This window comes from Catalinimonas alkaloidigena (genome assembly GCF_900100765.1).
Classification (GTDB): Bacteria; Bacteroidota; Bacteroidia; order Cytophagales; family Flexibacteraceae; genus Mooreia; species Mooreia alkaloidigena.
Window position 1 is genome coordinate 162,696 of record NZ_FNFO01000005.1, and the last position, 26,219, is coordinate 188,914.

The window sequence follows — 26,219 nt, forward strand, 5'->3', positions numbered from 1 at the left end:
ATATTTCCCGAGAAGCGTTTCGCCTACGCAACCTCCTTTTCTCCAAAAACTGCATTCTTTCTCTTCACGGTGTATAGAAAAAACGCAGCCCAAGAGCTTACTCCCTGGCTGCGCCTTCTTTTATTCAAAAATCAAAAGTGGCTCAATAGGCCGCATTCTGTTCGATGCCGGGGTTTTGCTGCCGGACCATTTCGGGAATGGGCATCACCAGCTTGCCTTCCGTGACGGGCTTGCCTTTGGCCTGCAATACCTCCACGGCGCGGCCGGTGCGCTTCAGGTCGAAGAAGCGGTGAAACTCCAGTGCCAGTTCCACACGCCGTTCGTGTTCCAGGGCGCGCTCTACCGTCGGGTACAGGTCGCTCGGATACCCGGCTTCGCCGAAACCGGGCAGGCCCACCCGGGCACGCACCTGATTCAGGTAAGACGGATCGCCGGTCGCCTCGGTCAGCAGCAGCAGCACATCGGCGTAGCGCAGCACCATGAAGTTGTTGTCGGCCAGTTCGCGGCCGTTCACGATGACGGCGTTGGTATCGACCCACTTGTACGGAAACTTGATTGAGACGAACGTGCCCGCGTTGTTCGTGTACCCGAGCGCGATGGTCCGCTCCCGCCGCGGATCGCCCTCCTCAAATTCGTTGTACAGATCGTCCGTCACCTGATTCATCCCGCCGCCGTACTGCGTCAGCGTAAAGTTTTCGGTAGGCGAAAAGGAGGTCCAGTACGGGCTGAACGGATTGCCCGCGCCCCCCAGGTACTGAATCTCGAAGATCGACTCCTGCGTGTTTTTGTTCGCAACTGCCCACAGGTCATCGTAATCGTCGAGGAGCGCATACTGCCCGCTGGACACCACCGCCTGCAACTGTTGCGTCGCGGCGGCTTTGTCGCCTTGCGTCAGGTAAACTTTGGCCAGGAACGTCTGCGCCGCGCCTTTGGACGCCCGGCCCAACGCAGGCACCTGCGTAGTCAGCGGCAACCGCTCGGCGGCAAAGGTCAGATCACTGGTAATCTGCGCATAAATTTCAGCTTCGGGTGCGCGCAGGTAGTCGTAGCTTTCTTCGGCGGTCAGCGGCTTGGTCACCAGCGGCACCGGCCCCCACATCTGCACCATGTAGTAGTAGTACATGCCCCGCAGGAAACGCATTTCGGCCCGTACCTGGTCTTTGTAGGCTTCGTCCAGCTCGGCCGCCTCGATGCGGTCCAGCACAATGTTGACCGAAAACAGGGCGCTGTAGTGCTCCCGCCAGAAACGGTACACTTCCGTGTTCGAGGGGTTCAGGGCGTAGTCTTTAAACGCCCAGCGGTCGGCCTGAATGCCCGCCACGTTGTAGAGCGTGGCGTTGTCCGACATCTGCTCGGCGGCGTAGGAAATGCCGCTTTCGGGCGCAAACGTGACGTACAGCGTCGAGTAGGCCGCATTGACCGCCAGATCGAAGTCGGCTTTGGTCTTGTAGAAGTTATTGGCGTTGGCGTTGGAAAGGGGCGCCAGCTCCAGAAAATCGTCTTTGCACCCGGCCAGGAGCAGACCGAGACACAGCACGAGAGATAGCTTTTGGAAGGTAGGCATCGTGGTAGGAAATAAGGTCATTAAAAATCAATCTTGGTCCCGATCGTGATGATCCGCGGCACCGGGTACGAACCGTAGTCGACACCGATCATGGCGCCGGAGGGCATGCCGGTGGTTGCGGTCGCTGTGGGCGAGTAGGTCGTGGCCGGATACGTCGTGTTTTCCGGATCGTAGTTCGAGTAGTCGGTAAACAGGAAGACGTTCTCGGCATTCACGTACACGCGGGCCGTTTTGATGGGCGTCCGCGCCAGCAACTGCTTCGGCAGCGAATAAGCAATCCGGATGTTTTTCACCCGCAGAAACGACGCATCTTCCACCCAGTAGGTCGAGAATTTCTCCTGCAACCCGCGTGGGGCAATGGTCGGCTTGAAGTGCTTGCCGTCGCCGGGATCGCTCTCCGAGCGCCAGTAGTTGGCCACGTCGGCGTAGGCATTGCGCCCCCCGTTCCAGATGCCGTTGTAGCGGATCAACTGGTTGGTGATTTCGCCGCCGTACGAGCCTTGCAGCATAAACGAAAACTCAAACCCTTTGTAGTAGAACGTGTTGGTCATGCCGCTGATGAAGTTGGGCTGGTAGTTGCCGATCACCGTCCGGTCGTCTTCCGTAATCTGCCCGTCGCCGTTCACGTCGCGCACAATCGGGTCGCCGGGCGTGGTGGACGGGTGGTGCGGGGTGGCGTCGATCTCGCCCTGGTTGTTGTAGACCCCGTCGAAAATGTAGCCGTAGAAGTTGGAGATGGGCTGCCCCACTTCGGTCTTCACGGTCACCACGTAGTCGGTGTAGATGATCGGCGCATCGCCCGGTCCCAGTTGCATCACCTGGTTGCGGTTCAGCGAGAAATTGAAATCGGTGGTCCAGGACAGTTGCCGGTTGATGTTTTCCGAATGGAGGTTGAATTCAAAACCCCGGTTGCGCATGCTGCCGATGTTGGTCAGCTGCGTCGAGAAGCCGGTGATGTCGGGCACGGGCACGTTCAGCAACAGATCGTTGGTGGTAGAGTTGTACAGCTCGGCCGCGATCCGCACGCGGTTGTTCAGCATCAGCAGGTCGACGCCCAGGTTGAACTGATGCGTCTTTTCCCATTTCAGGTCGGGGTTGGCGATGGTCGTCACCTTCAGGCCGTTGGCCAGGCTGGTGCCGTTCACGTAGTTGGCCGCACCCAGCAGACTGACCGCCCCGTAGTTCGGAATCTGGTTGTTTCCGGCCACCCCGTAACTGGCGCGCAGTTTCAGGGTATTGACCCAGTTGAGGCCACTCATGAACGCCTCATCCGACAGCACCCAGCCGCCCGAAATCGACGGAAAATAGCCCCACTTGGTATTGTTCCCGAAGCGCGAGCTGCCGTCCCGGCGAATGGTCCCGGTCAGGAAGTACTTGTTGTTCAGGTTGTAGTTGACCCGTGCCAGGTACGACAGCATCGACCATTCGGAGGCGGTCGAGGTGCCGCCGTTCACCGTCCCGGCGTTGAGCGTGTGGACTAGGTCGTTCGGGTAGTTGCCCGCGCCCACGGCCATGTACTCGTCACGCTGCTTCTGGGTGGTGTAACCGATCAGGGCGTTGAGCTGGTGCGCGCCGAACTGTTTCTGGTAATTCAGCGTGTTCTCCGTCAGCCAGTTCATCATAAACGTGGAGTTGACGTCGCCCTGCGCCGCCAGCGGCGACGAGTAGCCGTACTTCATTTTGTCGTAGCGGTACGAATCGTAGCGGCTGTTCGACAGGTTGACACTCACGCTGGAACGAAACTGCAGCCCCTCCAGAATGTTGTATTCCAAATAGCCGGTGCCGAGTGTGTTGAACGTTTTGTTCTGTTTGTCGATTTCGCGCGTCAGCGAATACGGGTGCCAGAGTTGCAGGTCGTTATACGCCGCAAACCGGTACCACACGGAGTTGGGATCTTTGAAACCCAGGTTGCCGTTTTCGTTGTAAACCGGGAAAATCGGGTCGCTTTGCAGACCCAGGCTCACCACATCGCTTTTCCCCTGGATGCCGTCGGTCCGGTCGTAAATGCCCGCAAACGTCAGGTTCGCGCCCGCCGTAAACTTCTCGGAAATGTTTTGCTTCAGGTTGGCGCGCACCGTCAGGCGCTTGTAGTAGTTCTGGTCCAGCACGCCCTGTTGGTTCAGAAACGCCGTGGACAACAGGTACTGCGTTTTTTCGGAACCACCCGACAGCGACACTTGCGCGTTGTCGATGGGCGCGACGCGGAACATCACGTCCTGCCAGTTGGTCCCCGCCCCGAATTGCCCGGGGTTGTTGATGAAGTCTTCCGGAATCTTGTACGAGGTGCCGCGCACGTCGTTCGGGTCGCTGGCATTGCCACCGGCCGCCACCCAGGCGTTGTTGTGCGCATCGACGTAGTAGTCCACAAACTGCTGCGCGTCCATCAGGTCGATCTGCCGCACCACTTCCTGAATGCCGTGTTCGTACGTTACGTTGACGTTGGTCTGGCCAGGACGGCCCAGTTTGGTCGTAATCAGAATAACACCGTTCGCCCCGCGCGATCCGTAAATCGCGGCCGATGACGCATCTTTCAGCACCTCGACCGACTCAATGTCCTGGGGGTTGATGGTGTTCAGGTTGAAGTTTTCGATGGGCATGCCGTCGATCACGTAGAGCGGATTGGTCCCGGCGGTGATGGAACTGATGCCCCGGATGCGGATGATGGGCGACTGCCCCGGCGCGCCTTGCGCCTGCGTGATGTTGACGCCCGGCAACTGCCCCGCCAGCGATTGGGTCACGTTGCTGAATGACCGGTCTTTGAAGCGCTCGTAGTCGATAGAAGCTACCGCGCCCGTCACGGCCCGTTTGCTCTGTGTGCCGTAGCCCACCACCACCACTTCGTCCAACGCTTTTACGTCGTCCTCCAGCGTGACGTTGATCGAGGCCTGATTCCCGACCGCAATCTCTTTGGACATGTAACCCACCGCACTGACCACCAGCGTGGCCCCCTCCGAGACGGTCAGTGTGAAGTTGCCGTTTACGTCGGTGATGGTGCCGGTGGCCGAACCCTTCTCCAGAATGTTCACGCCCGGAATCCCTTCGCCCTTGGTATCGGTCACGCGGCCCGAAATGTTTTTATCCAGCGGTGCAATGCGCATCAGGGCGCTCTGCCGCAAGGCCAGCGGATCGACCGGCGGCGTCATGCGCTGGAGGCGTGTTCCGGCTTCCCGGTTGGCGTTGCGCGTCTCTTCGCGGGGTTTGATCACAAAATAGCGGTCGCCCAGGCGTTGGTAGGTCAGGTTCGTGCCGTTCAGCAACTCGCGTAGCTGTTGTTCTGCACTGGTCTGGGTGCCGTTCGGCTGTTTGCGCACCACCTGCTTTCCCTCCACGACCTTGGCCACGTAGGTAAACGAGACGTCGTACTGCCGTTCCACTTCTTCAAGCGCTTCTTGTAGGGATTGGTACTGCTGCGCCTGTTGGGGTTCGTGGGCCGGCGCAAGCGCCTCCGGGGCAGGTTCCCGGGATCGGTCCAGACTGACCCAACCCTGGCCTGAGGCATCCCAGACCAGCATCAGGCCGATGAGCAAAGGGCATACCCTTCCCATCAAGTGGTGTACACTGGTGTTCATGATAGGTTATCGATTGATTGTGAGTAGTGCGTTAGCGAAACACGATCGTCTCCCCTTCCCGCACGACGACGATTTCGTCGGAGGAAGCGTCGATCAGGCGGAGCAACTGATCCAGGTCGTCGGCCGGAAAGGTGCCGGTTAGTTCGAGCTGTCCCAGCGCAGGACGCTCAAAAACTACGTTCTGCCCGTAGATGTCCTCGATGCGCTGGGCAATCTGCTGCAACGAAGTCGCCTTGAAAATTAACTGGGACGCCCGCCAGGCGCTGAACTGCTCCGGTTCCACCCGCTTGCGCAGGATTTCGCCGGAAGCCGCCGACACCGACACCAGATCGCCCGGCACCATTTCGATTTCACCGGGCTCCGTCTTCAGGTTCAGGTGGACGCTGCCTTCTTTCAGCACCACTTCCGTCTGGTCGTGCCGGTTCATCACGTTGAAGCTGGTACCGTATACGGCCACATCCAGTTGCTCGGTATGGACGATGAATTTGATTTTATTCCCGGCCTGCTCCCGTTTTTCGATCTCAAAAAAAGCTTCACCGGTCAAGGTGACTTCTCGCGGCGCGCCTTCGTCCCAGCGCGTCGGATAGCGCAATTCGGAGTTGGCGTTGAGCATTACCCGCGACCCGTCCGACAGCACCACTTCGCGGGTTTCGCCATAGCCGGTCGCCAGGGTCGTCTCGCCCCAGTACGCATTCATCCACAGCACCGCGAGCCAGAGCATCACCCCGACCGACACGACGGCCGCCGCCCGATATACCCATACCGGCATCTGCCGTACCCGCGCTTTGGGCCGGGCTGGGTGCGCGTTTTTGCGCAAAGCCGTTTGCAGGCGAGCCAGGTCTTGGTGCATCGTTTCGTCGGATACCGGTGGCTCCGAAGGCAGTCGGTCGGCAAAACGCACCTCGCGCAGTTCTTTCTCTTCGTCCGAAAGGGACGCTTGTTCCTCCGGAGAAAGGCTTTTCCACCAGGCTCCAAAAAGGGTAGGCTTGCGTCGGGAATGCGGGTTTCGGTTCAAGATTCCTTTCGGTTTAGGGAAAGACGCTCAGGGCTTTGGTTTATACCCCCGTTTCCACTTTTTTTTCAGGAAAGGGCAAAAAATTTTCGGAGGCTCCTTTATGCCCCCAAAAGCAGGGAGAACGGCAACGCCAGCGAGAGCAGCGTGCGCAGCAGTTGCATGCGCCGTTGCTGGCGCAGTTTTTTATACGCTTTCTGCAAACAGTTCGCCACCGACTGGTAATTCAGCGACAACGCATCGGCAATCTCCTGAATGGTCAGTTCGTGGTAGTAGTGCAGGTAAATCACCTCGCGCTGCCGGGCCGGCAGTTCGTTGATGGCCTGCGCTACGCCCGCCACCCGCTCGTGATCCGACTCGGCCGCCACCAGCAGATCCTCGCTCGAAAAATGAAACCCGTCGCGCTCCAGCCGCTGCTCCACGTTCTCGGTCGGAATCATGCGCTTCCGCGCCAGAAACCGAAAAATGCGGTTGCGAAACGAGATGATCAGGTACGCTTTGACCGAATGAACCGGCTTGAGTTGCGCACGGTGTTCCCAGAGGTAAAGAAAAAGTTCGTGGATCTGGTTGCGGGTATCTTCTTCGTGCTGGAGCACACGCTGCCCATACCCATACAAGTCGCGGTAGAACGTGAGGTAGAGTTCCGAAAAAGCCGCTTCGTCCCCAGCAAGGAATTGAAGCCAGCGTGCTTCGACGTTGGTGGTCATCGTAGGCAGGTAGGTGGTAGTGACTGCCCAAGCTAAAGAATTCACCCTCCTTTTCCAAGCAAGCCCACGACACAAATGCTGTTCACAGGTTTACGCAACCCGGTTTACGCAACCCGGTTTTCGCAACCCGGCGTTCGCCGCTGTCTTCTATCTTTAGCCCTCCGTTTGATTTTGACTCTATGACTGACACGTCCCGCTGGCGCATCCGCATCGATACGGGTGGTACCTTCACCGATTGCCTGGCCCTCACCCCTGACCACCGCCTTCGTCGCGCGAAAGTCCTGAGTAGTAGCGCCCTGCGCGGACAGGTCGTGGGGCGGGACGGCGACCGATTACAAATCCGGCAACGCTGGGCGACCGATGAGGACATCTTTGCGGGATACACCTTCACGCTACCGGAGGGCACCTTCTCGACGACAGTCCGGCACGTGAACCTACAGGAAGGCTGGCTGGAACTGGAGGCGCTGCCCGATCCCCTGCCCTCCTTTCCGTTCGATTTTGCCCTGACGGCAGGCGAAGAAGCGCCCATCCTGGCGGCCCGGCTGGTGACGGGTACGCCCCTCTCCGAACCGCTTCCTCCGCTAGAAATGCGGCTCGGCTCGACGCGCGGCACCAACGCGCTGCTCGAACGCAAGGGCGCTTCGGTCGCGCTCGTCATCACGAAAGGGTTCGCCGATCTGCTCGCCATCGGGACCCAGCAACGCCCCGATCTGTTCACGTTGCAGGTCGAAAAAGCCCCGGCCCTGTACACGCAGGTCTTTGAAGTAGACGAGCGGTTGCAGGCCGACGGCTCTGTACTCCGGTCGCTGACGCCGGACGAAATCGAACGGGTGGTGACGGCGGTGCAACAAAGCCGGGCCGCCACGGTAGCTCTCGCGTTGATGCACAGCTACCGCAACCCTGCCCACGAACAGCAACTGGCCGAAGCCTTGCAGGCCGCAGACATAGCGTGGGTATCGGTGTCTTCGGCGCTGGCCCCGGGTATCCGCATCCTGCCCCGCGCGGAAACGGCAGTAGTCAATGCGTACCTGACGCCCGTGCTGAACGATTACTTGCAAAACATTCGGGCGAAGCTCGCGGAAAGCCAACTTTTGGTGATGACCAGTGCAGGTGGTCTGGTCGGCGACGCGTTTTTCCGCCCGAAAGACAGTCTGCTCAGCGGTCCGGCGGGGGGTGTGGTCGGCGCGGCCTGGTCGGCGCAACGCTCCGGCATCGACAGAATTCTCACGCTCGACATGGGCGGTACCAGTACCGACGTGGCCCGCTGGGCCGGGGTGTACGATTACCGCCAGGAATTGCGGGTAGGCGACGCGCATCTGCTCAGTCCGGCGCTGGCCATCGAAACGGTGGCGGCGGGCGGCGGCTCCATCTGTGCCTACGACGGTCACCGTCTCCAGGTCGGTCCCGAAAGCGCGGGCGCACAACCCGGCCCGGCCTGTTACGGAGCGGGCGGGCCGCTGACCATCACCGACGTCAACCTGCTCCTGGGCCGCTTGGCACCCGATTATTTCGGCATTCCGGTCAACCAGGACGCGGCACAACGTGCGTTCGAGCGACTCAAAACGCAACTCCCGTCCCAAACCGACGATGCGGCCCTGTTGCAGGGATTGCTCGACATCGCGAACGAAAAAATGGCCGACGCCATCCGGCATATCTCGGTTCAGAAAGGCTACGATCCCACGGAATACACGCTGCTGGCCTTCGGAGGGGCGGGCGGACAACATGCCTGTCGCGTGGCCGAACGGTTGGGGATCTTGCAGGTGCTGGTTCCGGCCGATGCGGGCTTGCTTAGTGCGCTGGGCATGGGCGCGGCCGTGGTGGAACGCTTCGCCAGCCGGCAGGTGCTACGTCCCCTGGAAGAGGCAAAACCCGACCTGCCGGCGCTGACCGAGGCCCTTGCCGCAGAAGCACGTGCCCAACTCCACGCCGAGGGGTACGCCGACGAGTTGCTGGAGGTGAAACAGGTCCATGCGTTTCTCCGCTTTCGGGGACAGGACTCGTCGCTGGAAATCGTGTACGATGAACCGGACACGTTGGAAACCCGCTTCCTGCAACGCTACCGGGAAGTCTACGGCCACGTCGTCGAACGCCCGATCGAAGTGGTGAACTGGCAGGTGCAGGTCGCCACGCGTCCGCCCGCTCCCGAGGATCTCCCGTCCGAGATGGAAACCTACACCCCTTCGCCGGAGGGGCATCGCCGACACTACACCGGCGGCGGATGGCACGAGGTGCCGGTCTACCTGCGGGAGGCCATGCGACCGGGAGCCGTGTGTGCGGGTCCGGCTTTGCTCATCGACCGAAACAGCACCACAGTAGTAGAAGCCGGGTGGGCGGCACGCATCGATGCGGCGGGCAACGCCCTCCTTTCCGTCGAACACGAAAACACGACCGCCGACCTGGTCGCCGCGCCCGAAGCCGTGCAACGCGAACTCTTTGCCAATCGCCTGACGGGTGTGGCCGAAGAGATGGGTGCGCTGTTGCAACGCACCGCCTTTTCGGTAAACGTGAAGGAACGCCTCGATTTCTCCTGTGCGCTGCTGGATCAGGACGCGCAACTGGTCGTAAACGCGCCGCACATTCCGGTCCACCTGGGGAGCCTGGGCCTTTGCGTCCGGCAGGTTCGGGAAGCGCTTCCGCTGGGCGAAGGCGACGTGATCATCACCAACCATCCCGGCTACGGCGGATCGCACCTCCCCGACATCACGCTGATTGCCGCCGCACACACCCCCGACGGTATGCTGATCGGGTACGTCGCGAACCGCGCCCATCACGCCGAACTCGGCGGTTCCCGTCCCGGCTCCATGCCGCCCGATGCCCGCTCGCTGTCCGAAGAGGGCGTCGTAATCGCGCCGACCTACCTCGTGCGAGGTGGCGAAGTACAGTGGGATACGTTGGAAAAGCTTTTTACGACCGGTTCCTACCCGACCCGCGCCTGGGAAGAAAACCGCGCCGACCTGAACGCCGCCCTCGCCTCCATCCGCCTGGGCGTGACGGCATTGCAACAACTGGCGGAGCAACACGGCCTTTCCGCATTGCAACAGGCCATGCGGGCATTGCAGACCCACGCGGCCCAGGTGGCCCGCCGGGGCTGGACCCGTTTCGCTCCCGGTACGTACCAGGCTGAAGAATCGCTCGACGACGGCACGCCTCTGCGGGTACACCTGGATGTCTCGCATGAGCATCTGTCGATGGATTTTACCGGTTCGGGCGGGGTGCATCCCGGCAATCTGAACGCCACGCCCGCCATCGTGCGCAGCGTGATTCTCTACGTGTTGCGCCTCCTCTGTCCAGAAGACGTGCCGCTCAACGAAGGCATGTTGCAGGACGTCTCGGTACACCTCCCCGAAGGCTGCCTGAATCCGCCGTTTCCCGCCGATCCGACGCAATGTCCGGCCGTGGTCGGCGGCAATACGGAAGTCAGCCAGCGCCTGGTCGATACGTTGCTGAAGGCGTTCGGGGTGGCGGCGGCCAGTCAGGGTACGATGAACAACCTCCTGTTTGGCAACGCGCGGTTCGGGTACTACGAGACGCTGGGTGGCGGTGTGGGGGCAACGGAGGGCTACGCGGGGGCGTCGGCGGTGCATCAGCACATGACCAACACGCGCATCACCGATCCCGAAGTGCTGGAACAGCGCTATCCCGTCCGCCTCGAACGGTTCGCGGTGCGTCGAGGCTCCGGTGGGAAGGGTCAATGGGCCGGTGGTGATGGGCTGGTGCGGGAGATCCGCTTTCTGGAACCGGTGCAACTCACCCTGCTCACGCAACGGCGGCAGACCGGTCCCTACGGCCAAGCGGGGGGGCACGCCGGACAACCCGGTCGACAGCGCGTCATCCGACAGGATGGCACCGAAGAGGGGTTGCAAGGCGTCGACGGGCGTGACCTGAACGCCGGGGATCGGGTCGTCATCGAAACGCCAGGCGGCGGCGGCTGGGGCAGCGCGACGCAACCCGAACCGAAGGCATAGTGACCCCACAGCGCCATCCTTCCGCTTGTAAAAATCATGCATCGCCACCGCGCGCTAGTTACCTTTGTACGTACCCATGCGTCCTGCCAAGAAAGAACATCCTGCCGAAAAGCATCAGTTGCATCCCCGAAGCAAGCATCGCGGACGTTACCACTTTCAGGAACTCATCGCAAGCTGTCCGGAACTGGCGCCGTTTGTGGCGCTGAACCCGTATGGAGACGAATCCATCAACTTTTTTGATCCGCAGGCGGTCAAGACGCTGAACAAAGCGCTGCTGAAACACCATTACCACGTGGACCAGTGGGACATTCCTGCCCACTACCTGTGTCCGCCCATCCCCGGCAGAGCCGACTACCTGCACTACATGGCCGACGTGTTGCGCGACAGTGTGCCCGCTCCGCTAGGTCAGGCGATTCCCACCGGGCCGACCATCAGGTGCCTGGACGTAGGTGTAGGAGCTAATGGCATCTACCCGCTCCTGGGCACGCAAGAGTACGGCTGGTCGTTCGTGGGCTCGGACATCGATCCGGTGGCGCTCCAGGCAGCGACAAAGATTCTGGACCGGAACCCCACCCTGCACGCGCGGATTACCCTGCGGCACCAACGGGAGCCGACGCGTATCTTTCAAGGCATTCTTCAAAAGGGCGAATATGTGGATTTTTCCCTCTGCAATCCTCCGTTTCATGCGTCACGCGCGGAAGCCCACGCCGGGTCGGTCCGCAAGCTGAGTAACCTCAAACGGAAGAAAGTCCGTAACCCGACCCTGAATTTCGGCGGTCAGAGCAACGAACTGTGGTGCGCGGGCGGCGAAGAAGCGTTTGTGCAAAAGATGATTCGCGAGAGCCAGCGGTTCGCAACGTCCTGTTTCTGGTTTTCGACGCTGGTGGCCAAACAGGCGCACCTGAAAACGGTCTACCAAACCCTGAAGCAAGTGGCTGCTGCCGACGTAAACACCATTCCGATGGGGCATGGCAACAAGATCAGCCGCATCGTGACCTGGACGTTTCTGACGAAACCCGAGCAGGAAGACTGGGTCCGCTCCCGCTGGGCCGAAGCGCTGCGGCCTCCGCTTTGATGCGCCTGAACAATACTCTTGATTTAACCACCTGACTTTCACCGTGTATGCACCACCTCCTCGCCTGCCTTTTCCTCCTGCTTTTCGGCTGCCCTGCCGTGGCCCAAACCTTCGACGTCAGGAAATATGGCGCGAAGGGCGACGGCACTACCAACGACCGGCAGGCCATTCAACGGGCGATTGACGCGTGCCAGGGAACGGGCGGGACGGTCCTTCTCAAAAACGGCACGTTCCTGACGGGGCAACTGGTGCTGGGGAGCCGGATGACGTTGCACATCGATACGACGGCCACGCTGCTGGGCATCCAGTCGGATCGGGAGGAAGAGTACCCGCATCACCTGATCGAGACCCAATTTCCGAACCGGATGGAACAGGACTGCCAGCGGCGCCTGATTTATGGCAACCACGTACGCGACGTGACGATCACGGGCGGCGGCACCATCGACGGGCAGGGCGACTTCGAGCCCTGGATGCACGTGAAGGAGTTGGGTACGGAGAAAGACCGCCCCTCGCTTTTTGCGTTCGTGGGCGCGCGCAACATCACGGTTTCCGACCTGACCTTGCTGGACCCGGCCTGCTGGACACAAGTCTACATCGAGTCGGACAGCATCACGCTCCAGCGCCTCACCATCAACAGCCACAAACTGACACCCAACCGCGACGGCATCGACATTGTGGATTGCCACGGGGTGCTGATCGAGGACTGCGACATCCGCTCGGAAGACGACGGCATCTGTTTCAAAAGTGGCAGTGAATACGGCGTGCGCGACGTGGTGGTGCGGCGGTGCGTGATCGACAAACTGAACGTAAACGCGGGCAACTGTTTCAAACTCGGAACCGACGGGCTGGGCAGTTTCATGAACTTCGAGGTGTCGGACCTGACCCTCAAAAATGCCTTTCAAAATTCGGCCCTGGTGGTGGAGTCGATGGACGGGGCGGTGATCGACAACCTCCGTTTTAGTGACTGCACCATCGACAATTGCGGGCAAGCCTTTTTCGTGCTCCTCGCCAACCGCAACCGGACGGTACCGGGACGTCCGCCCCGGATGGGCACCATTTCGAACGTCCACTTCCGGAACATCGAAGGGAAAAATTTCACGCAAACGTATCCGTCGATCGTGATGGGCATGCCGGGGCATCGCATTCAGAACGTGACGTTCGAAAACGTGCAGCTGCAACACAAAGGCGGCGTCAACACCAACCAACAAAGCGTGATGGAATACGACGGTACTTACCCGGAAGGCAGCAAGTTCGGCGATACGCCTGCCTCGGGCTTTTTCGTCCGCCACGTCGATACCGTTTCGTTTCAGAATTGCGACATCACCACCGCCCAGCCCGACGCCCGCCCCTGGCTGGTCACGGAAGACGTCGGCGAAGTGCTTCCGCGGTAGCCGGTTTTCCTGTAGGAAATGTCGATGCAGTTTTGGTAGTTTTAGAAGCTCATTTATAAAAGAAAACCTCCGCCTTTTCCTACTTAATTACCACTTCCTTGCCCCACCTTCGTCCCACCACGCGGCTTAGCCTGACGCTGGCCTTGTACCTAGTCGGTGCGTGTTTCGCCCTCCGTGCCCAGAAAAAAAATGAAGAATACGAGTATCATCTGCAACGCGCGGTCGACGACGTGGTGATCGACGGCGTGCTGAACGAGCAGTCGTGGCAGGAGGCGCAGGTGGCGGGTCAGTTTTACATGGTGCTGCCGATGGACACCAGCTACGCGCAGGTGCAGACGGACGTGCTGATGACCTACGACGCGAAGCATCTCTACCTGATGGCGATCTGTTACCACGAACGCGACGCGCCCTACTTCGTAGAGTCGATGCGGCGGGATTTTACGTTCGGGAAGAACGACAACTTTCTCTTGTTCATGGATACGTTCGACGACCAGACGAACGGCTTCTCGTTCGGGGCCAACGCGGTGGGCGCGCAGTGGGACGGCATTATGTACGAAGGCGGAAAGGTCGACCTGAGTTGGGACAACAAGTGGACCTCGGCGGTGAAGAACTACCCGGACCGCTGGATTTTCGAGGCGGCGATTCCGTTCAAGAGCATCCGCTACAAAAAAGGCATCACGCGCTGGGGCATCAACTTCAGCCGGAACGACCTGAAATCGACGGAGAAGTCGAGCTGGGCACCCGTACCCCGGCAGTTTCCGACCGCCTCGCTGGCCTACACGGGTACGCTGGTGTGGGACGAGCCGCCGCCGACCGCCAACGCGAACGTCTCGCTGATTCCCTACGCCCTCGGGGGGCTGAGCCGCGACTACGAGCACGACGATCCGACCGAGACCCGCAAAGCGGTGGGCCTTGACGCCAAGGTGGCGATTACCTCCTCGCTGAACCTAGACCTGACCGTCAACCCCGATTTCTCGCAGGTCGATGTGGACCGGCAAGTGACCAACCTGGATCGGTTCGAGCTGTTTTTTCCCGAGCGCCGTCAGTTCTTCCTGGAAAACGGCGACCTCTTCGCCAACTTCGGGTACGCCAACCTGCGGCCGTTTTTCTCCCGCCGCATCGGGCTGGGCGTGCCGATCCGCTACGGTGCCCGGCTGAGCGGCAAACTGAACAAAGACTGGCGCATCGGGGCGATGGACATGCAAACCGGTGCGGTCGAAGAGACCGGTCTGCCCGCGCAGAACTTTGCCGTGGTGGCGTTGCAACGCCGCGTGTTTGCCCGCTCCAACATCGGAGCCCTGGTCATCAACAAAAGTTCGATGGCCTACCGCCCCGACCCGGACGGCGAAATGCCTATTTACTCACAGTACAACCGGAACGTGGGGCTGGAGTACAACCTGGCCTCGTCGAACAACATCTGGACGGGGAAATTCCTGGCACTGAAGTCGTTTCAGCCGGGTGATCAAAGCCGCAGTCTGGCCCACGCTGCCAACCTGCAATACAGCAGTCGCTCCGTGTTGTGGAACTGGCAGCACGAGTACGTCGGTCGCAATTACGTGGCCGAAGTGGGCTACGTGCCCCGGCGCGGGTACATCAAACTCAATCCATCGTTCTCCTATTTTTTCTTTCCCAAAGGCGGCGCGGTGCTGAGCCACGGCCCGCAGGTGATGTCGACCTACTTCATGAACGAGTCGTTCCAACCCATCGACTACGAGCACTACGTGGGTTACCTGACCACCTTCCGCAGCCGCAGCACCTGGGCGCTGTGGACGACGCACAACTACGTGCAGTTGCTTCAGCCTTTCGACCCGACCAACGCCGGGGGCGATACGCTGGCCCGCGGGACGCAACACCGCTGGAACACAGTGGGCACCGAGTTCATCTCCAAGCCACAAAGTGTGTTCACCTACGGTTTCACGGCCCGTTACGGCGGCTACTACGCCCACGGCACGCGCCTGAATTTTACGACCGACCTGGGCTACCGATTTCAGCCGTACGTGAGTCTGGCGCTGAGCACCAGTTACAACGACATCCGCCTGCCCGAGCCCCTCACGCCCACGCAATTCTGGCTCGTAGGGCCGCGCATGGACGTGACCCTGACCAACAAGTTGTTCTTCACGGCGTTTGCGCAATACAACGACCAACTCGACAACATCAACCTCAACACGCGGCTGCAGTGGCGCTACCAACCGGCGTCTGACCTATTCATTGTCTACACGGACAACTACTTGCCCGCACCGCTGTCGGTCAAAAACCGCGCGCTGGTGGTCAAGCTGACCTATTGGTGGAATTTGTAAGGAGGCAGGTGAACGGTTGCGCGCCAGCCTGTACTTTCGCACGCTGGCCCGGCGGCACCGCACGTTACCCACACGCCGCCCATTTCACGACGTCCCTCTTATGGCACTTTTTCGACTTCGGCAATCCGCGCGTTTCCTGGGAACTTTCCTCTTCCTGGTCTGCCTGACGGCGCACATGGGCTATGCTCAGCAGAAAGACGTGGTTCCCTCAAACCAACAGTGGATTCAGTATTACAACCAGACCAAGCTTTCGAAGCAATGGACCTGGATGACCGACGGAGGCTTTCGGTGGCGGGATCAAATGCGCCATCCCGCCCAGTACGTCGTCCGAACGGGCCTGGGGTATCGTCTGCACGAAAACATACGCGTAGCGGCAGGCATGGCCCATCTGGGTTCGTACACGAACGACCGGTTGCGGCGGATCGAGTGGCGGCCTTACCAGGAAATTCAATCCTCGCATACGTACGGGCGCATCGACGTAGTGCACCGTTTCCGGGCAGAACAGCGCTTCCTCAAAACGTTGGCCCTGGCCGAGGCGCCCGCAACGCACAGCTTCAACCATCGGCTGCGGTACCGGCTGATGGTCACGGTGCCGCTCCTGAAGTTATCTGCCCGTCGTCCGTACCCGAAACTGGTGCTCGACGTGGGCGACGAACTCTTCATCAACCTCGGGCGCAACATCGTCTATACCGTTTTTGACCAGAACCGGTTGCTGATCGGCCCGACGCTCCAACTTCACGAAAATCTGGACCTGGCCCTTACCTACAACCACCAGTTTGCCAGCACCACCACGCCGGGGCGCTACAACCGCGACGGAATCCTCTGGCTCGGCGTCCGACACAAGCTGGACCTGACCCGCTAAATTTCCGCACCGAAGTTTCTGTTCGTGCTATCTTAGAGTCACATACCTTTTAGCCGCTGCTTCCCGCTATGTCCCTTCTCCCCTGCCAGAAACCCCTTTTCTCCCTTCCGGAAGACCTGCATTACCTGAACTGCGCGTACATGTCGCCGCTGCTGAAGTCCGTCGAAGCGGCGGGCATCGAAGGCGTGCAACGCAAACGCAATCCGTTCGCCATTACGCCCGACGATTTTTTCGCGCAGGCCGAAGCAGTACGCCAGCGGTTCGGACAGTTGGTCAACGCTCCGACACTGCAAGTGGCCTTGATCCCGTCGGTGTCGTACGGACTGAGTACGGTCGCCCGCAACGTTCCTGCATCGGCAGGGCAGCGGGTGGTGGTGGTACACGAAGAATTTCCGAGCGACATCTACGCCCTCCATCGGCTGTGTGCTGAAAAATCGCTCGACCTGGTGACGATCGAGCCGCCCACAGCGCGGCAGGACCGCGGCCGACGCTGGAACGAACGTCTGCTGGAGGCCATCACGCCCAAAACGGCGCTGGTGGTGCTTTCTACCGTCCACTGGGCCGACGGCACCCGGTTTGACCTGACGGCGATCGGTAAGCGGTGCCGGGACGTGGGCGCGCGGCTGGTCGTAGACGGTACCCAGTCGGTCGGCGCGCTGCCGATTGATGTACAGGCCTGTGGAATCGATGCGCTGATCTGTGCGGGTTACAAGTGGCTGATGGGGCCGTACAGCCTCGGGATGATGTACGTCAGTGAGGCGTTCAACGACGGCGTTCCGCTCGAAGAAAACTGGGTTAACCGCCTGGGCAGCGAGGATTTCAACCGGCTGGTGGCGTACGAACCGCGATACAAACCCGGCGCGGCGCGCTACAACGTGGGCGAGAGCGGCAACTTCATTCTCCTGCCGATGATGCAACGGGCGCTCGACCAGATTCTGGACTGGCAACCGGCGCGGATTCAGGCCTACGATGCGGCCCTGACCCAACCGCTGATCGCCTTCCTACAGGAAAACGGCTACGGGGTGGAAGAGGCGACCTGGCGCGGCGAACACCTGTTCGGCGTTACGCTGCCGGCGCACCTGGATCAGGCGGCCACGCTGACGCGCCTCAAGGAGCGCAACATCTCGGTGTCGGCGCGGGGCCATGCTCTTCGCATCTCGACCCACCTGTACAATACCCCTGACGACATCGCGGCGCTGATCGAAGTACTGGCAGAAGCGCGATAGTCGTTTGAGCGCAACCGCTTCCCGGCGTTACTTCAACTGCCCCGTGAACTCGATGCGGATCTTGGTCTGAAATTTCTCGATGATTTTGAAAATCTCTTTCAACGTAACCTGCTCGATTTTCGTCAGGCTTCCCGGCGCGATGTAATTGTTGGGTTCGCCCTGCTTGCGAATGATCGTCTTGGCCTGTTGGGTGAGGCGCAGGGCCATCATGTAGTAATACGCCTGCATCAGCTCGTAATACTCGTGCTTCTTGAACAGGTCGCGGTGGTACAGTTCTTCCAGCCGCTCGCCGGTATTGGTTTTGAATACGCCGTACTTGAGCGAATACAAGCGCACTAAATCCACAATGGGCGTCATGGCCTTTTTGATGTTCAGCACCTCTTCTTCTCCTTTTGAGAACGTACGGAAAAAGTTAAAGAACGTCAGCGGCGGCTCGTATTTGAGGGCATTTTCGCCAAAATGGTAATACGTGAGTGGCGTATGCTCTGTGAGTTTTTCGCCGATAAATTCCCGGAGCGACTCAAAAAGCGTTGCGTCACCGTACAGCATCCGGCAGTCGAAAAACGTAGCGAAGTTCATGACCGACTCCGGGGCGGGGCGGTTCATCCATTTTTCGTAATTCGCCTTCCAGTGCGACAGCGAATGGTTCCAGCGCGGGTTTTTCGCCATAAAGCCGCCCGTACAAAAACTAAACCCGACGTAGTCGAGCTGTTCGGAGATGATCTCGGCCAGGCGTAAAAAATACGCCCGCACTTCCTCGCGCCGTTCCGGGGGCGTGTCTTCGTAAATGATGGCGTTGTCCTGATCGGTTTTGAGCGTCTGTTCTTTACGGCCCTCGCTGCCCAGTGCCATAAACACGAACTTAGCCGGCGGCGCTCCCATTTCTTTGAGGGCACTTTCGATGATGCGCACGGAAATGTAATCGGAAACGGACGTAATGACCTGATTGACATTTTCGGCTTTGACGCCCCGCGACAGCAACTGAAACACGATGGAAGGCACGCGGTTCCACTTGTTGCGCAACTCGTCGAGCGTATTGGCCAGCCGCACCGACTGGATGAACACAAACGGCGAGTACGACTGCTCGGTCAGCAGCTTGTTCCGGTTCATCACGCCCACGTACTGCCCTCCGTCTTCTACCAGCAGATACCGGATTTTCTCCTTGAACATCAGGAGGATGGCTTCGTAGATGAACGCATCCAGCGAAATGCTGAAGATCGGATTTCCCATAACCGTCGTAACGGGCAATGCCGTATCGACCTGCCCACCCACCACATTTTCGCGCAAGATGATGTCGGTCAGGTACCCGACAAACTCCTTCCCGTCTTTTATAAACAGACAGCCGATCCGGTTCGTGGTCATGATCTGCGCCGCCCGGTAAATGGGCGTATCCGGCGGGCACGAGTAGATTTTATTGAGCGCCAGCGTACGCAGGGTTTTCGAGAAAAAGATGTCGGACCCCGCGTAATTTTCCAGCTCGCTGCTTCTGATCCGCACGTAGCTGGCATAGGTTTCGTCCAGCATTTCCCGCCCGAATTCCGTACTAAAATAATCGGCGAAGGCCTCGTACTCTTCCGTAAGTGCCCGGAACACATCCTGCGGCAAAAAGTAGACGACGGTGCCCTTTTTGGCAATCACCGTACGAATCGACTTTTTCTGATTGAACAACAGCGACAGCCCCCCGTACACATCTTCGCGCAGGTAGTACCGAACCAGTTTCTTTTCGTTCTCTTCATCATAAAAGAACGACTCGTACTCACCTTCGGCTACGATGTCGATGCCTTTGAGGCGCGTATAATTCTGATGATAGACCACCTTTTCTTTAGGATGTACCACCTTTTTGAGAAACCGGGCGATTTCCACGAGCTTGTCGTCCGGCAACAACTGAAAAGGCGTACTCTGCCGGAGGAGTTCTAGCGGTGTACTCATTGGAGAACTAAGAAGAGAATAAGTAATGCGGTGAGAATCACCGTGAGTAACATGAGGAGACCATAGCCGGTCCGCTTTTTGATTTTCTTGGTGATGCGGCTGCGACTTTGCTGGGCTTCGATCACGTGTTCGTCAATATCGCCTTTTCGGACCAGTTCGAAAAAACAATCGGCCACGGCGCGGGCGTCGCACATCGCGTCGTGTTGGTGTTCCAGTCGTCTCTTGAACAAGGTTTGGTAGAGTTCCCCGAGTTTGGGGTAGTGTCGCCCGGGCACGTGGATGTACTCGCTTGTGGCCTTCATCGTGCAAAACCGGGGCGTTTCTTTGATGATGTTTTTGAGCCCGGCGCGCCGAAACCCCATCTCCAGCATGCGCTGGTCGAAGTCCATGTAATGCGCCACCATCATGGGTTTGTACTGCCGCAGGTCCGAATACAGCGCCCGCAACGCCTTCCGACGCGCAATTCCCTTTTCCTGCGCCACCGCCACCGAAATGCCGTGAATCCGCTCCGACTTCCGCTCAATGTCGTAATCGTCCGGTTTGATCAGGTAATTCCGCGCCTTCACTTCCTTCCCGTCCCGGGTGAAGATCACCCACGCGACCTGCACAATGTAGGGCCACTCCTCCACCCGGCGGCTGTCCCAGTGCTTGGGCCGCCCGGACGTTTCCGTGTCCACAAAAAGCAAGTACTCCGGAATCATGTGGTGAGTATGGTGAATTGGTGGTGTGGTGAATGAGTGGATTGGGGGTTTACCTATTTACCGGAGTAATGTCACCCTGAAAGGGTCTTATTGTTCAAATAAGGTGCTGAATCGTTTGTGTGCAAAATCCTTCGTTTGGCTCAGGATGACAATAATTGCAAACGCCTAAAAAGCAATTTGACATTTATTCATTTTTAATCTATCAACTCGCAATCCAGGGAGCCAGGTCTTTCAACTGAATGCGCCCTTCGTAGATGGCCTTGCCGACGATGACGCCCCATACGCCAACTTCTTCCAGTTCCTCCAAGTCTTTGAGGGAGCTGACGCCGCCGCTGGCAATCACGTGTAGGTCGGGGAACCGGTCACGCAATTCCTGATACAAATGGATCGAAGGGCCCTGCAACAGGCCATCCTTCGCGACGTCGGTACTGATCGCGTAGCGCACGCCGCGTTCCTGGTACTCCTCCAGAAAGTCGAAGATGTGTCGCCCGGACGATTCCTGCCAGCCACTCACGGCGATTTTCATGTCACGCGCGTCCGCTCCCAGGATGATTTTTTCCGGTCCGTACTCCTTCAACCAGCGCTCAAACGTGTCGGGTTCCCGCACGGCGATGCTGCCGCCCGTAATCTGTTTTGCCCCACACTCAAACGCAATCCGCAGGTCGTCATCGGACTGGATGCCCCCACCGAAATCGATGTGCAATCCAGTTTTTGAGGCCAGTCGTTCGAGCACCCGGTAGTTGATCACCCGCTTTTCGCGTGCGCCGTCGAGGTCCACCACGTGCAGGCGTTGCAGTCCGGCGTCTTCAAACCGCAGGGCCATGTCGAGCGGATCGGCGGCGTATTCTTTCTTTTGCGCATAATCGCCCTGCGTCAGGCGAACGCACTTACCGTCGATGATGTCGATGGCGGGAATGATGTGCATGGGGGAATGGATTACAAATTGAAACTTTCAGGGGGCAAATTAAGCAACGCTTTGTACTCTTATCCTGTCACCTCGAACAACGTGAGAGATCTCCTAGCTTTTGGACCGAGATCTCTCCCGATGGTCGCGATGACAAAGTGTTGGGCAGGTCGTTATCCGGTTTCCGGATCTCCTGACTTCGGTGCTCCGTCAGACCAACTCTTCCTGTTTGAGTTCGACGAAGTTTTTGAGAATCTGCGCCCCGACCAGTCCACTCTTTTCGGGGTGAAACTGCGCGGCATAGAAGTTGTCTTTGTGCAGCATGGCCGAGAACGGCACGATGTAGTTGCAGGCGGCCATGGTGTAAGAACTCATTTCGGCATAATAGCTGTGTACGAAGTAGACGTACGCCGGAATTTCAATCTCGCGTAACAAGGGGAAATCCGCGTCAGCCGCAGGCGAGATGGTATTCCATCCCATGTGCGGCACCTTCTGCCCCGCCTCGTCCGGCCGAAACCGCTTCACTTCCACGTCGAAGATGCCGAGACACGGCGTGTCATTCTCTTCCGAATGGGTACACATCAGTTGCAACCCCAGGCACACGCCCAGTACCGGTTGCGTCAGGGTGGGCAGGAGTTGGTCGAGTCCCTTTTCCCGGAGGTAGCCCATGGCGGTGCTGGCCTCCCCCACCCCTGGAAAGATCACCCGGTCGGCCGAGCGGATCACCTCTTCTTCGTCAGACAGAATCGGCTCAATGCCCAGGCGTTCCAGGGCGTACTTCACCGACTGTACATTCCCCGCGTTGTATTTAATGATGACGGTTTTCATGTGGAATTAAAGATTACAAATTGTCAAATTGTCAAATTGCAAATTAGCTTTCTTTCGTCCGTTGGTGCAGGTAGCGGATAAAACCCGCTAATTGTCTCGACAGGCCGATTAGTCTTTCGTACAGGCGTTCATACGCTTCGTTGCCGATTAGCCCCCCTTCCTTCAAAACGTAAAGTTGGCTGCGTAACTCGCCACAGGAGCCTTTCGCGTAGCGAAGAAAGCGAATAAAATCCCCATTGTTATCATACTCAAATCCTTCGGCAATGTTGTTTGAGATGGAAGACGCCGCACGACGAATTTGATCTTTCGCACCGAAATCATTCTTCAATCTTCCTATCTCCGAAAGCTGGTACATTTCAACCGCTACTTTTGCCGCGTCCTGCCAGATTTGGAGATCCTCAAAACGTTCGATCTTTGCCATTGCACAATCTGCAATTTGTCATGTGCAATTTGTAATCAGAACTCTTCCCGCAGTTGATAGGCTTGGCGCATGCGCTGGTAGAGGCGGCTGGCTTCGTCGAAATTGAGGGTTTGCTGGCCATCGGAGGCGGCCTCTTCGGGGGTGTCGTGGACTTCCACGATGATGCCGTCGGCACCGGCCATGACGCCCGCCAGGGCCATCGGTTCAACAAACTCGCGGATGCCAATGCCGTGTGACGGATCGACGATCACGGGCAGGTGCGACTTTTCTTTCAGAATTGGGACAGCATTGAGGTCCAGCGTATTGCGGCTGGCGGTTTCGTAGGTACGGATGCCCCGCTCGCACAGGAGGATCTTCTCGTTACCGCCGGAAAAGACGTATTCGGCCGACTGGAGCAGTTCGTCGAGGGTGCCGGAGAGACCGCGTTTGATCATCACCGGTTTGTCGACCTTTCCGAGTTCGTCGAGTAAGTTAAAGTTTTGGGTGTTCCGCGCGCCCACCTGGAAGACGTCGACGTAATCGAGCATGTCCGCGATTTGAGAGGGCTGCATCACTTCGGTGATGATTTTGATGCCGTTCTGGCGGCAGATGTCGTAGAACATTTTGAGGCCGTCCAGCCCCATCCCACGAAACGAGTAGGGCGAGCTACGCGGTTTGTAGACGCCCCCGCGCATGATCTTCACGTCGTTGTCAAGCAGGTGCGTCACCGTCCGCTCAATCTGTTCCTCACTTTCAATGGAACACGGCCCCGCCATGATGGAAAACGTGCCTTCGCCAATCACCACGCCGTCGCCCAGGTCGAGGCGCGTGCGATTCACTTTCCACTTGCGAGAGACCAGTTTATAGTCGTCCGACACGATGTGAATGTCCTGAATGCCCGGCAGATGTCCGATGCTACGCACGTCGAACTCCTTCTTGCCCGTGCCCACGACGTAGCTAGCGCGCTGCGTGGTCACTTCGGTGGTTTTGTAGCCGAGGTCGTGAATTTGTTTGAGAATGGCCGCTTTGAGAGGCGACTCAATATCGGGATCTACTTGAATGATCATGGTTTAATAATTTTAGGCTGATGGAGTGAGTAAAACTAAAATCCAACATTATCACTACTGACTCAAATGTCGTTTCGTTTCTTCAATAAGGCGATCAATTTCGCTCATGAACAGTTTTCGATTCGCATCAATCAATTGCTGGGAGTCTTTTGATAAGTTCACAGGGTTCTCAAGCAAATGTTTCCAATGCTCATGGTCCAATAGTTTAGTTTGCCAATACCACGAGCAATCCTCGCACCCTGCCTTGAACTCTCCATTAGTGTATGAATACACGTTGGGTTGATAAAAAGCTGCTGATAATTCGTATACCAAGAACCCCGGCGATCTTTCTTCTATTTTATTGGTCATCTCTACTACTTCATAAATACCATCGTAGTTAACATCTTGAAAAAGATAGGTTCGTAGAGAGGCTCCATCATGATCAGGGCTATTCCCTTTAAGTTGTTCAATATAGGCTTCGCCTTTTTCCCAGTAGGACTGCGAAAAGGCCGTTTGTGAAGCAATGATCAACATCCCAACGAAGACAATTTTCAGCATGACCCTAATCTTCTTTGGATAATTCTACCGCTTCGCCTTTCACATCGTGGACGAACGTGCGGATGTCGTCGGAAAGGTTTTCGCTTTTGTGGAGCAGGTTAATGAACGCACTGCCGATGATGGCACCGCTGGCATGCTGACAAGCACGGGCAAAGGTGTCATGGTTGGAGATGCCGAAGCCGATGAGCGTCGGATTCTTGAGTTGCATGGCGCGGATGCGCGCGAAATACGCTTCCTGTTCGTCGGAGATGCCCTGACGTGCGCCCGTCGTGCCGGCTGTCGCGACCATGTAGATGAATCCTTCGGAGGCCTCATCAATCTGACGGATACGCTTTTCCGAGGTTTGCGGCGTAATCAGGAAGATGTTGAGAAGGCCATGTTGCTTGAAAAGCTCAGCGTATTCTTCCTGAAAAACCGGCAGGGGCAGATCAGGCAGGATCATGCCGTCGATGCCGATGTCCGCACACTTCTGGCAAAAGGCTTCAACACCGTACTGGATGATCGGATTGACGTACCCCATCAGAATCAGCGGCGTGTCGACTTCGGCGCGGATACCTTCCAGTTGCGCGAAAAGCGTCTGGAGCGTCATGCCGTTGTCGAGCGCCTGCTGGTTGCTTTGCTGAATGGTCGGACCGTCGGCGACCGGATCGGAAAAGGGAATGCCAATTTCAATCACGTCGGCCCCGGCATCAGCGAGGGAGCGGAGCACCGTGCGTGTATCGTCCAAGTGCGGAAAACCGGCCGTGAAATAGACGGAGAGGACGTTTTCGGTTTTCTCCTGAAAGAGTTGTTGAATGCGATTCATATTGCAAAGAGATTTACCACTAAGACACCGCACCAAGGCGGCTAATAACACAAAGGAGCACGAAGGATTATGCGTCGATTTTTCGGTCGGCCAAGCCCATTTTCATATACGTTTCCAGGTCTTTGTCGCCCCGACCGGAGAGGCACATGACCACCACGTCGTTGGGGCCGTGCTTGCGGTTTTCGAGGTAAGCCAGCGCATGCGCCGATTCCAGCGCCGGAATGATGCCTTCCTGCCGACTCAGCCGCAACACCGCATCCAACGCCTGATCGTCCGTGGCACTGTAGAACTTCGCCCGTCCCGTCGCAAACAGATGCGCGTGCATGGGTCCGATGCCGGGGTAATCCAGCCCCGCCGAGAGCGAATAAGGTTCCGTCACCTGACCGTCTTCCGTTTGCATCAGGATGGTCCGGCTACCGTGCAGTACGCCCGGCTTGCCGAGGGCCGTCGTCGCGGCCGAATGTCCGCTCGTGATGCCCTGTCCGGCGGCTTCCACCGCGATGAGTTGCACCGACAATTCGTCGAGGAAATGGAAAAACGCACCGGCGGCGTTACTTCCCCCGCCCACGCAGGCCACCACCGCATCGGGCAGTTCCCTTCCGATTTTCTCCTTCAGTTGCCACTTGATTTCTTCGCTGATCACCGACTGAAAGCGTGCGACCATGTCGGGATAGGGATGCGGCCCCACGACCGAACCGATGATGTAGTGCGTATCGGTCGGATGCGAGATCCAGTGCCGCATCGCTTCATTGGTGGCGTCTTTCAGGGTTTTGCTGCCGCTCGTGGCGGGAATCACCTGTGCCCCCAGCATCCGCATCCGCTCCACGTTGGGGCGCTGGCGCTGCATGTCGAGTTCGCCCATGTAGACGATGCACTCAAACCCCATCAGGGCACAGACCGTCGCCGTCGCTACGCCGTGTTGCCCCGCTCCCGTTTCGGCAATGATTTTCTGTTTTCCCAGCCGCTTGGCGAGCAGAATCTGCCCGATGGTGTTGTTCACTTTGTGCGCCCCGGTGTGGCACAGGTCTTCGCGCTTCAGGTAAATCTGCGTGCCGTAGTGCTCCGACAGACGCTTGGCGAAGTAGAGCGGCGTGGCCCGTCCGGCGTAATCGCGCAGTAGTTCCTGAAACTCTTTTTGGAAGGCAGGGTCCTGCATGATCTGCAGGTAATTCTCCCGCAACTCTTCGACGTTCGGGTAGAGCATCTCGGGGATGAACGCCCCGCCGAAGGAACCGTAATAGCCATTCGGATTGACGGAAAACGAAGTTTTTTCTTGTATGTTGGTTTCCATAGATGTCTTTTCAGGAAGTTATTTTATTCTATGTTGACACGGTTGTATGTCGGTGTCATTTTATTTTGTAGCGACGGAATTAATTCCGT

Annotated in this window: 19 protein-coding genes; 6 read left to right on the forward strand and 13 right to left on the reverse strand. The window is 58.3% G+C overall.

Going from position 1 to position 26,219, the window contains the following annotated elements; genetic code table 11:
- Positions 1 to 142: 142 nt before the first annotated feature.
- From BLR44_RS14440 to BLR44_RS14455, 4 genes are all read right to left on the reverse strand, one after another.
- Positions 143 to 1,564: a RagB/SusD family nutrient uptake outer membrane protein gene (locus BLR44_RS14440; protein ID WP_089683550.1), complete on the reverse strand. Its 1,422-nt coding sequence runs from the start codon at positions 1,562 to 1,564 to the stop codon at positions 143 to 145.
- 20 nt (positions 1,565 to 1,584) lie between these two features.
- A complete protein-coding gene (locus BLR44_RS14445; RefSeq protein ID WP_245706067.1) occupies positions 1,585 to 5,133 on the reverse strand; it encodes a SusC/RagA family TonB-linked outer membrane protein in 3,549 nt (1,182 codons plus the stop codon).
- Positions 5,134 to 5,164: 31 nt separating this feature from the next.
- Positions 5,165 to 6,148 carry a FecR family protein gene (locus tag BLR44_RS14450; protein WP_089683101.1) on the reverse strand — a complete coding sequence of 328 codons (984 nt, stop codon included), beginning with the start codon at positions 6,146 to 6,148 and terminating at the stop codon, positions 5,165 to 5,167.
- Positions 6,149 to 6,246: 98 nt separating this feature from the next.
- On the reverse strand, positions 6,247 to 6,852 hold the full coding sequence (locus BLR44_RS14455; protein ID WP_143017299.1) for an RNA polymerase sigma factor: 606 nt from the start codon (positions 6,850 to 6,852) through the stop codon (positions 6,247 to 6,249).
- A 179-nt stretch (positions 6,853 to 7,031) separates the two neighbouring features.
- Here BLR44_RS14455 and BLR44_RS14460 point away from each other — a divergent pair, with 179 nt between their 5' ends.
- The 6 genes from BLR44_RS14460 to BLR44_RS14485 all read left to right on the forward strand — a co-directional run bounded on the left by BLR44_RS14460 (position 7,032) and on the right by BLR44_RS14485 (position 17,668).
- On the forward strand, positions 7,032 to 10,817 hold the full coding sequence (locus BLR44_RS14460) for a hydantoinase B/oxoprolinase family protein (RefSeq protein WP_089683106.1): 3,786 nt from the start codon (positions 7,032 to 7,034) through the stop codon (positions 10,815 to 10,817).
- Between the two features lie 76 nt (positions 10,818 to 10,893).
- Positions 10,894 to 11,892 carry a 23S rRNA (adenine(1618)-N(6))-methyltransferase RlmF gene (gene rlmF / locus BLR44_RS14465; RefSeq protein ID WP_089683554.1) on the forward strand — a complete coding sequence of 333 codons (999 nt, stop codon included), beginning with the start codon at positions 10,894 to 10,896 and terminating at the stop codon, positions 11,890 to 11,892.
- A 47-nt stretch (positions 11,893 to 11,939) separates the two neighbouring features.
- A complete protein-coding gene (locus BLR44_RS14470) occupies positions 11,940 to 13,283 on the forward strand; it encodes a glycoside hydrolase family 28 protein (protein ID WP_089683108.1) in 1,344 nt (447 codons plus the stop codon).
- 98 nt (positions 13,284 to 13,381) lie between these two features.
- Entirely contained in the window at positions 13,382 to 15,580 is a 2,199-nt protein-coding gene (locus BLR44_RS14475) for a carbohydrate binding family 9 domain-containing protein (protein WP_089683110.1), read from the forward strand.
- Positions 15,581 to 15,680: 100 nt separating this feature from the next.
- Complete coding sequence (locus BLR44_RS14480) at positions 15,681 to 16,442, forward strand: DUF2490 domain-containing protein (RefSeq protein WP_089683112.1); 762 nt, start codon at positions 15,681 to 15,683, stop codon at positions 16,440 to 16,442.
- A 68-nt stretch (positions 16,443 to 16,510) separates the two neighbouring features.
- Entirely contained in the window at positions 16,511 to 17,668 is a 1,158-nt protein-coding gene (locus BLR44_RS14485; protein ID WP_245706068.1) for an aminotransferase class V-fold PLP-dependent enzyme, read from the forward strand.
- 27 nt (positions 17,669 to 17,695) lie between these two features.
- On the opposite strand, the gene BLR44_RS14490 is transcribed toward BLR44_RS14485, so the two are convergent.
- The 9 genes from BLR44_RS14490 to trpB all read right to left on the reverse strand — a co-directional run bounded on the left by BLR44_RS14490 (position 17,696) and on the right by trpB (position 26,130).
- A complete protein-coding gene (locus tag BLR44_RS14490; RefSeq protein ID WP_089683116.1) occupies positions 17,696 to 19,597 on the reverse strand; it encodes a DUF294 nucleotidyltransferase-like domain-containing protein in 1,902 nt (633 codons plus the stop codon).
- Positions 19,594 to 20,298 carry a 3'-5' exonuclease gene (locus BLR44_RS14495; protein ID WP_089683117.1) on the reverse strand — a complete coding sequence of 235 codons (705 nt, stop codon included), beginning with the start codon at positions 20,296 to 20,298 and terminating at the stop codon, positions 19,594 to 19,596. Before BLR44_RS14495 ends, BLR44_RS14490 begins: the two co-directional genes overlap by 4 nt.
- 202 nt (positions 20,299 to 20,500) lie before the next feature.
- Positions 20,501 to 21,223: a 1-(5-phosphoribosyl)-5-[(5-phosphoribosylamino)methylideneamino]imidazole-4-carboxamide isomerase gene (gene hisA / locus BLR44_RS14500; protein WP_089683119.1), complete on the reverse strand. Its 723-nt coding sequence runs from the start codon at positions 21,221 to 21,223 to the stop codon at positions 20,501 to 20,503.
- A gap of 189 nt (positions 21,224 to 21,412) precedes the next feature.
- Entirely contained in the window at positions 21,413 to 22,030 is a 618-nt protein-coding gene (gene hisH, locus BLR44_RS14505) for an imidazole glycerol phosphate synthase subunit HisH (RefSeq protein WP_089683121.1), read from the reverse strand.
- A gap of 43 nt (positions 22,031 to 22,073) precedes the next feature.
- Complete coding sequence (locus tag BLR44_RS14510; protein WP_089683123.1) at positions 22,074 to 22,451, reverse strand: four helix bundle protein; 378 nt, start codon at positions 22,449 to 22,451, stop codon at positions 22,074 to 22,076.
- A 35-nt stretch (positions 22,452 to 22,486) separates the two neighbouring features.
- On the reverse strand, positions 22,487 to 23,497 hold the full coding sequence (locus BLR44_RS14515) for a bifunctional 3-deoxy-7-phosphoheptulonate synthase/chorismate mutase (RefSeq protein ID WP_089683125.1): 1,011 nt from the start codon (positions 23,495 to 23,497) through the stop codon (positions 22,487 to 22,489).
- 54 nt (positions 23,498 to 23,551) lie between these two features.
- Entirely contained in the window at positions 23,552 to 24,034 is a 483-nt protein-coding gene (locus tag BLR44_RS14520; RefSeq protein ID WP_089683127.1) for a hypothetical protein, read from the reverse strand.
- Positions 24,035 to 24,038: 4 nt separating this feature from the next.
- Positions 24,039 to 24,839 carry a tryptophan synthase subunit alpha gene (gene trpA / locus BLR44_RS14525; RefSeq protein WP_089683129.1) on the reverse strand — a complete coding sequence of 267 codons (801 nt, stop codon included), beginning with the start codon at positions 24,837 to 24,839 and terminating at the stop codon, positions 24,039 to 24,041.
- A gap of 67 nt (positions 24,840 to 24,906) precedes the next feature.
- Complete coding sequence (gene trpB, locus BLR44_RS14530; RefSeq protein WP_089683131.1) at positions 24,907 to 26,130, reverse strand: tryptophan synthase subunit beta; 1,224 nt, start codon at positions 26,128 to 26,130, stop codon at positions 24,907 to 24,909.
- Positions 26,131 to 26,219: the final 89 nt, after the last annotated feature.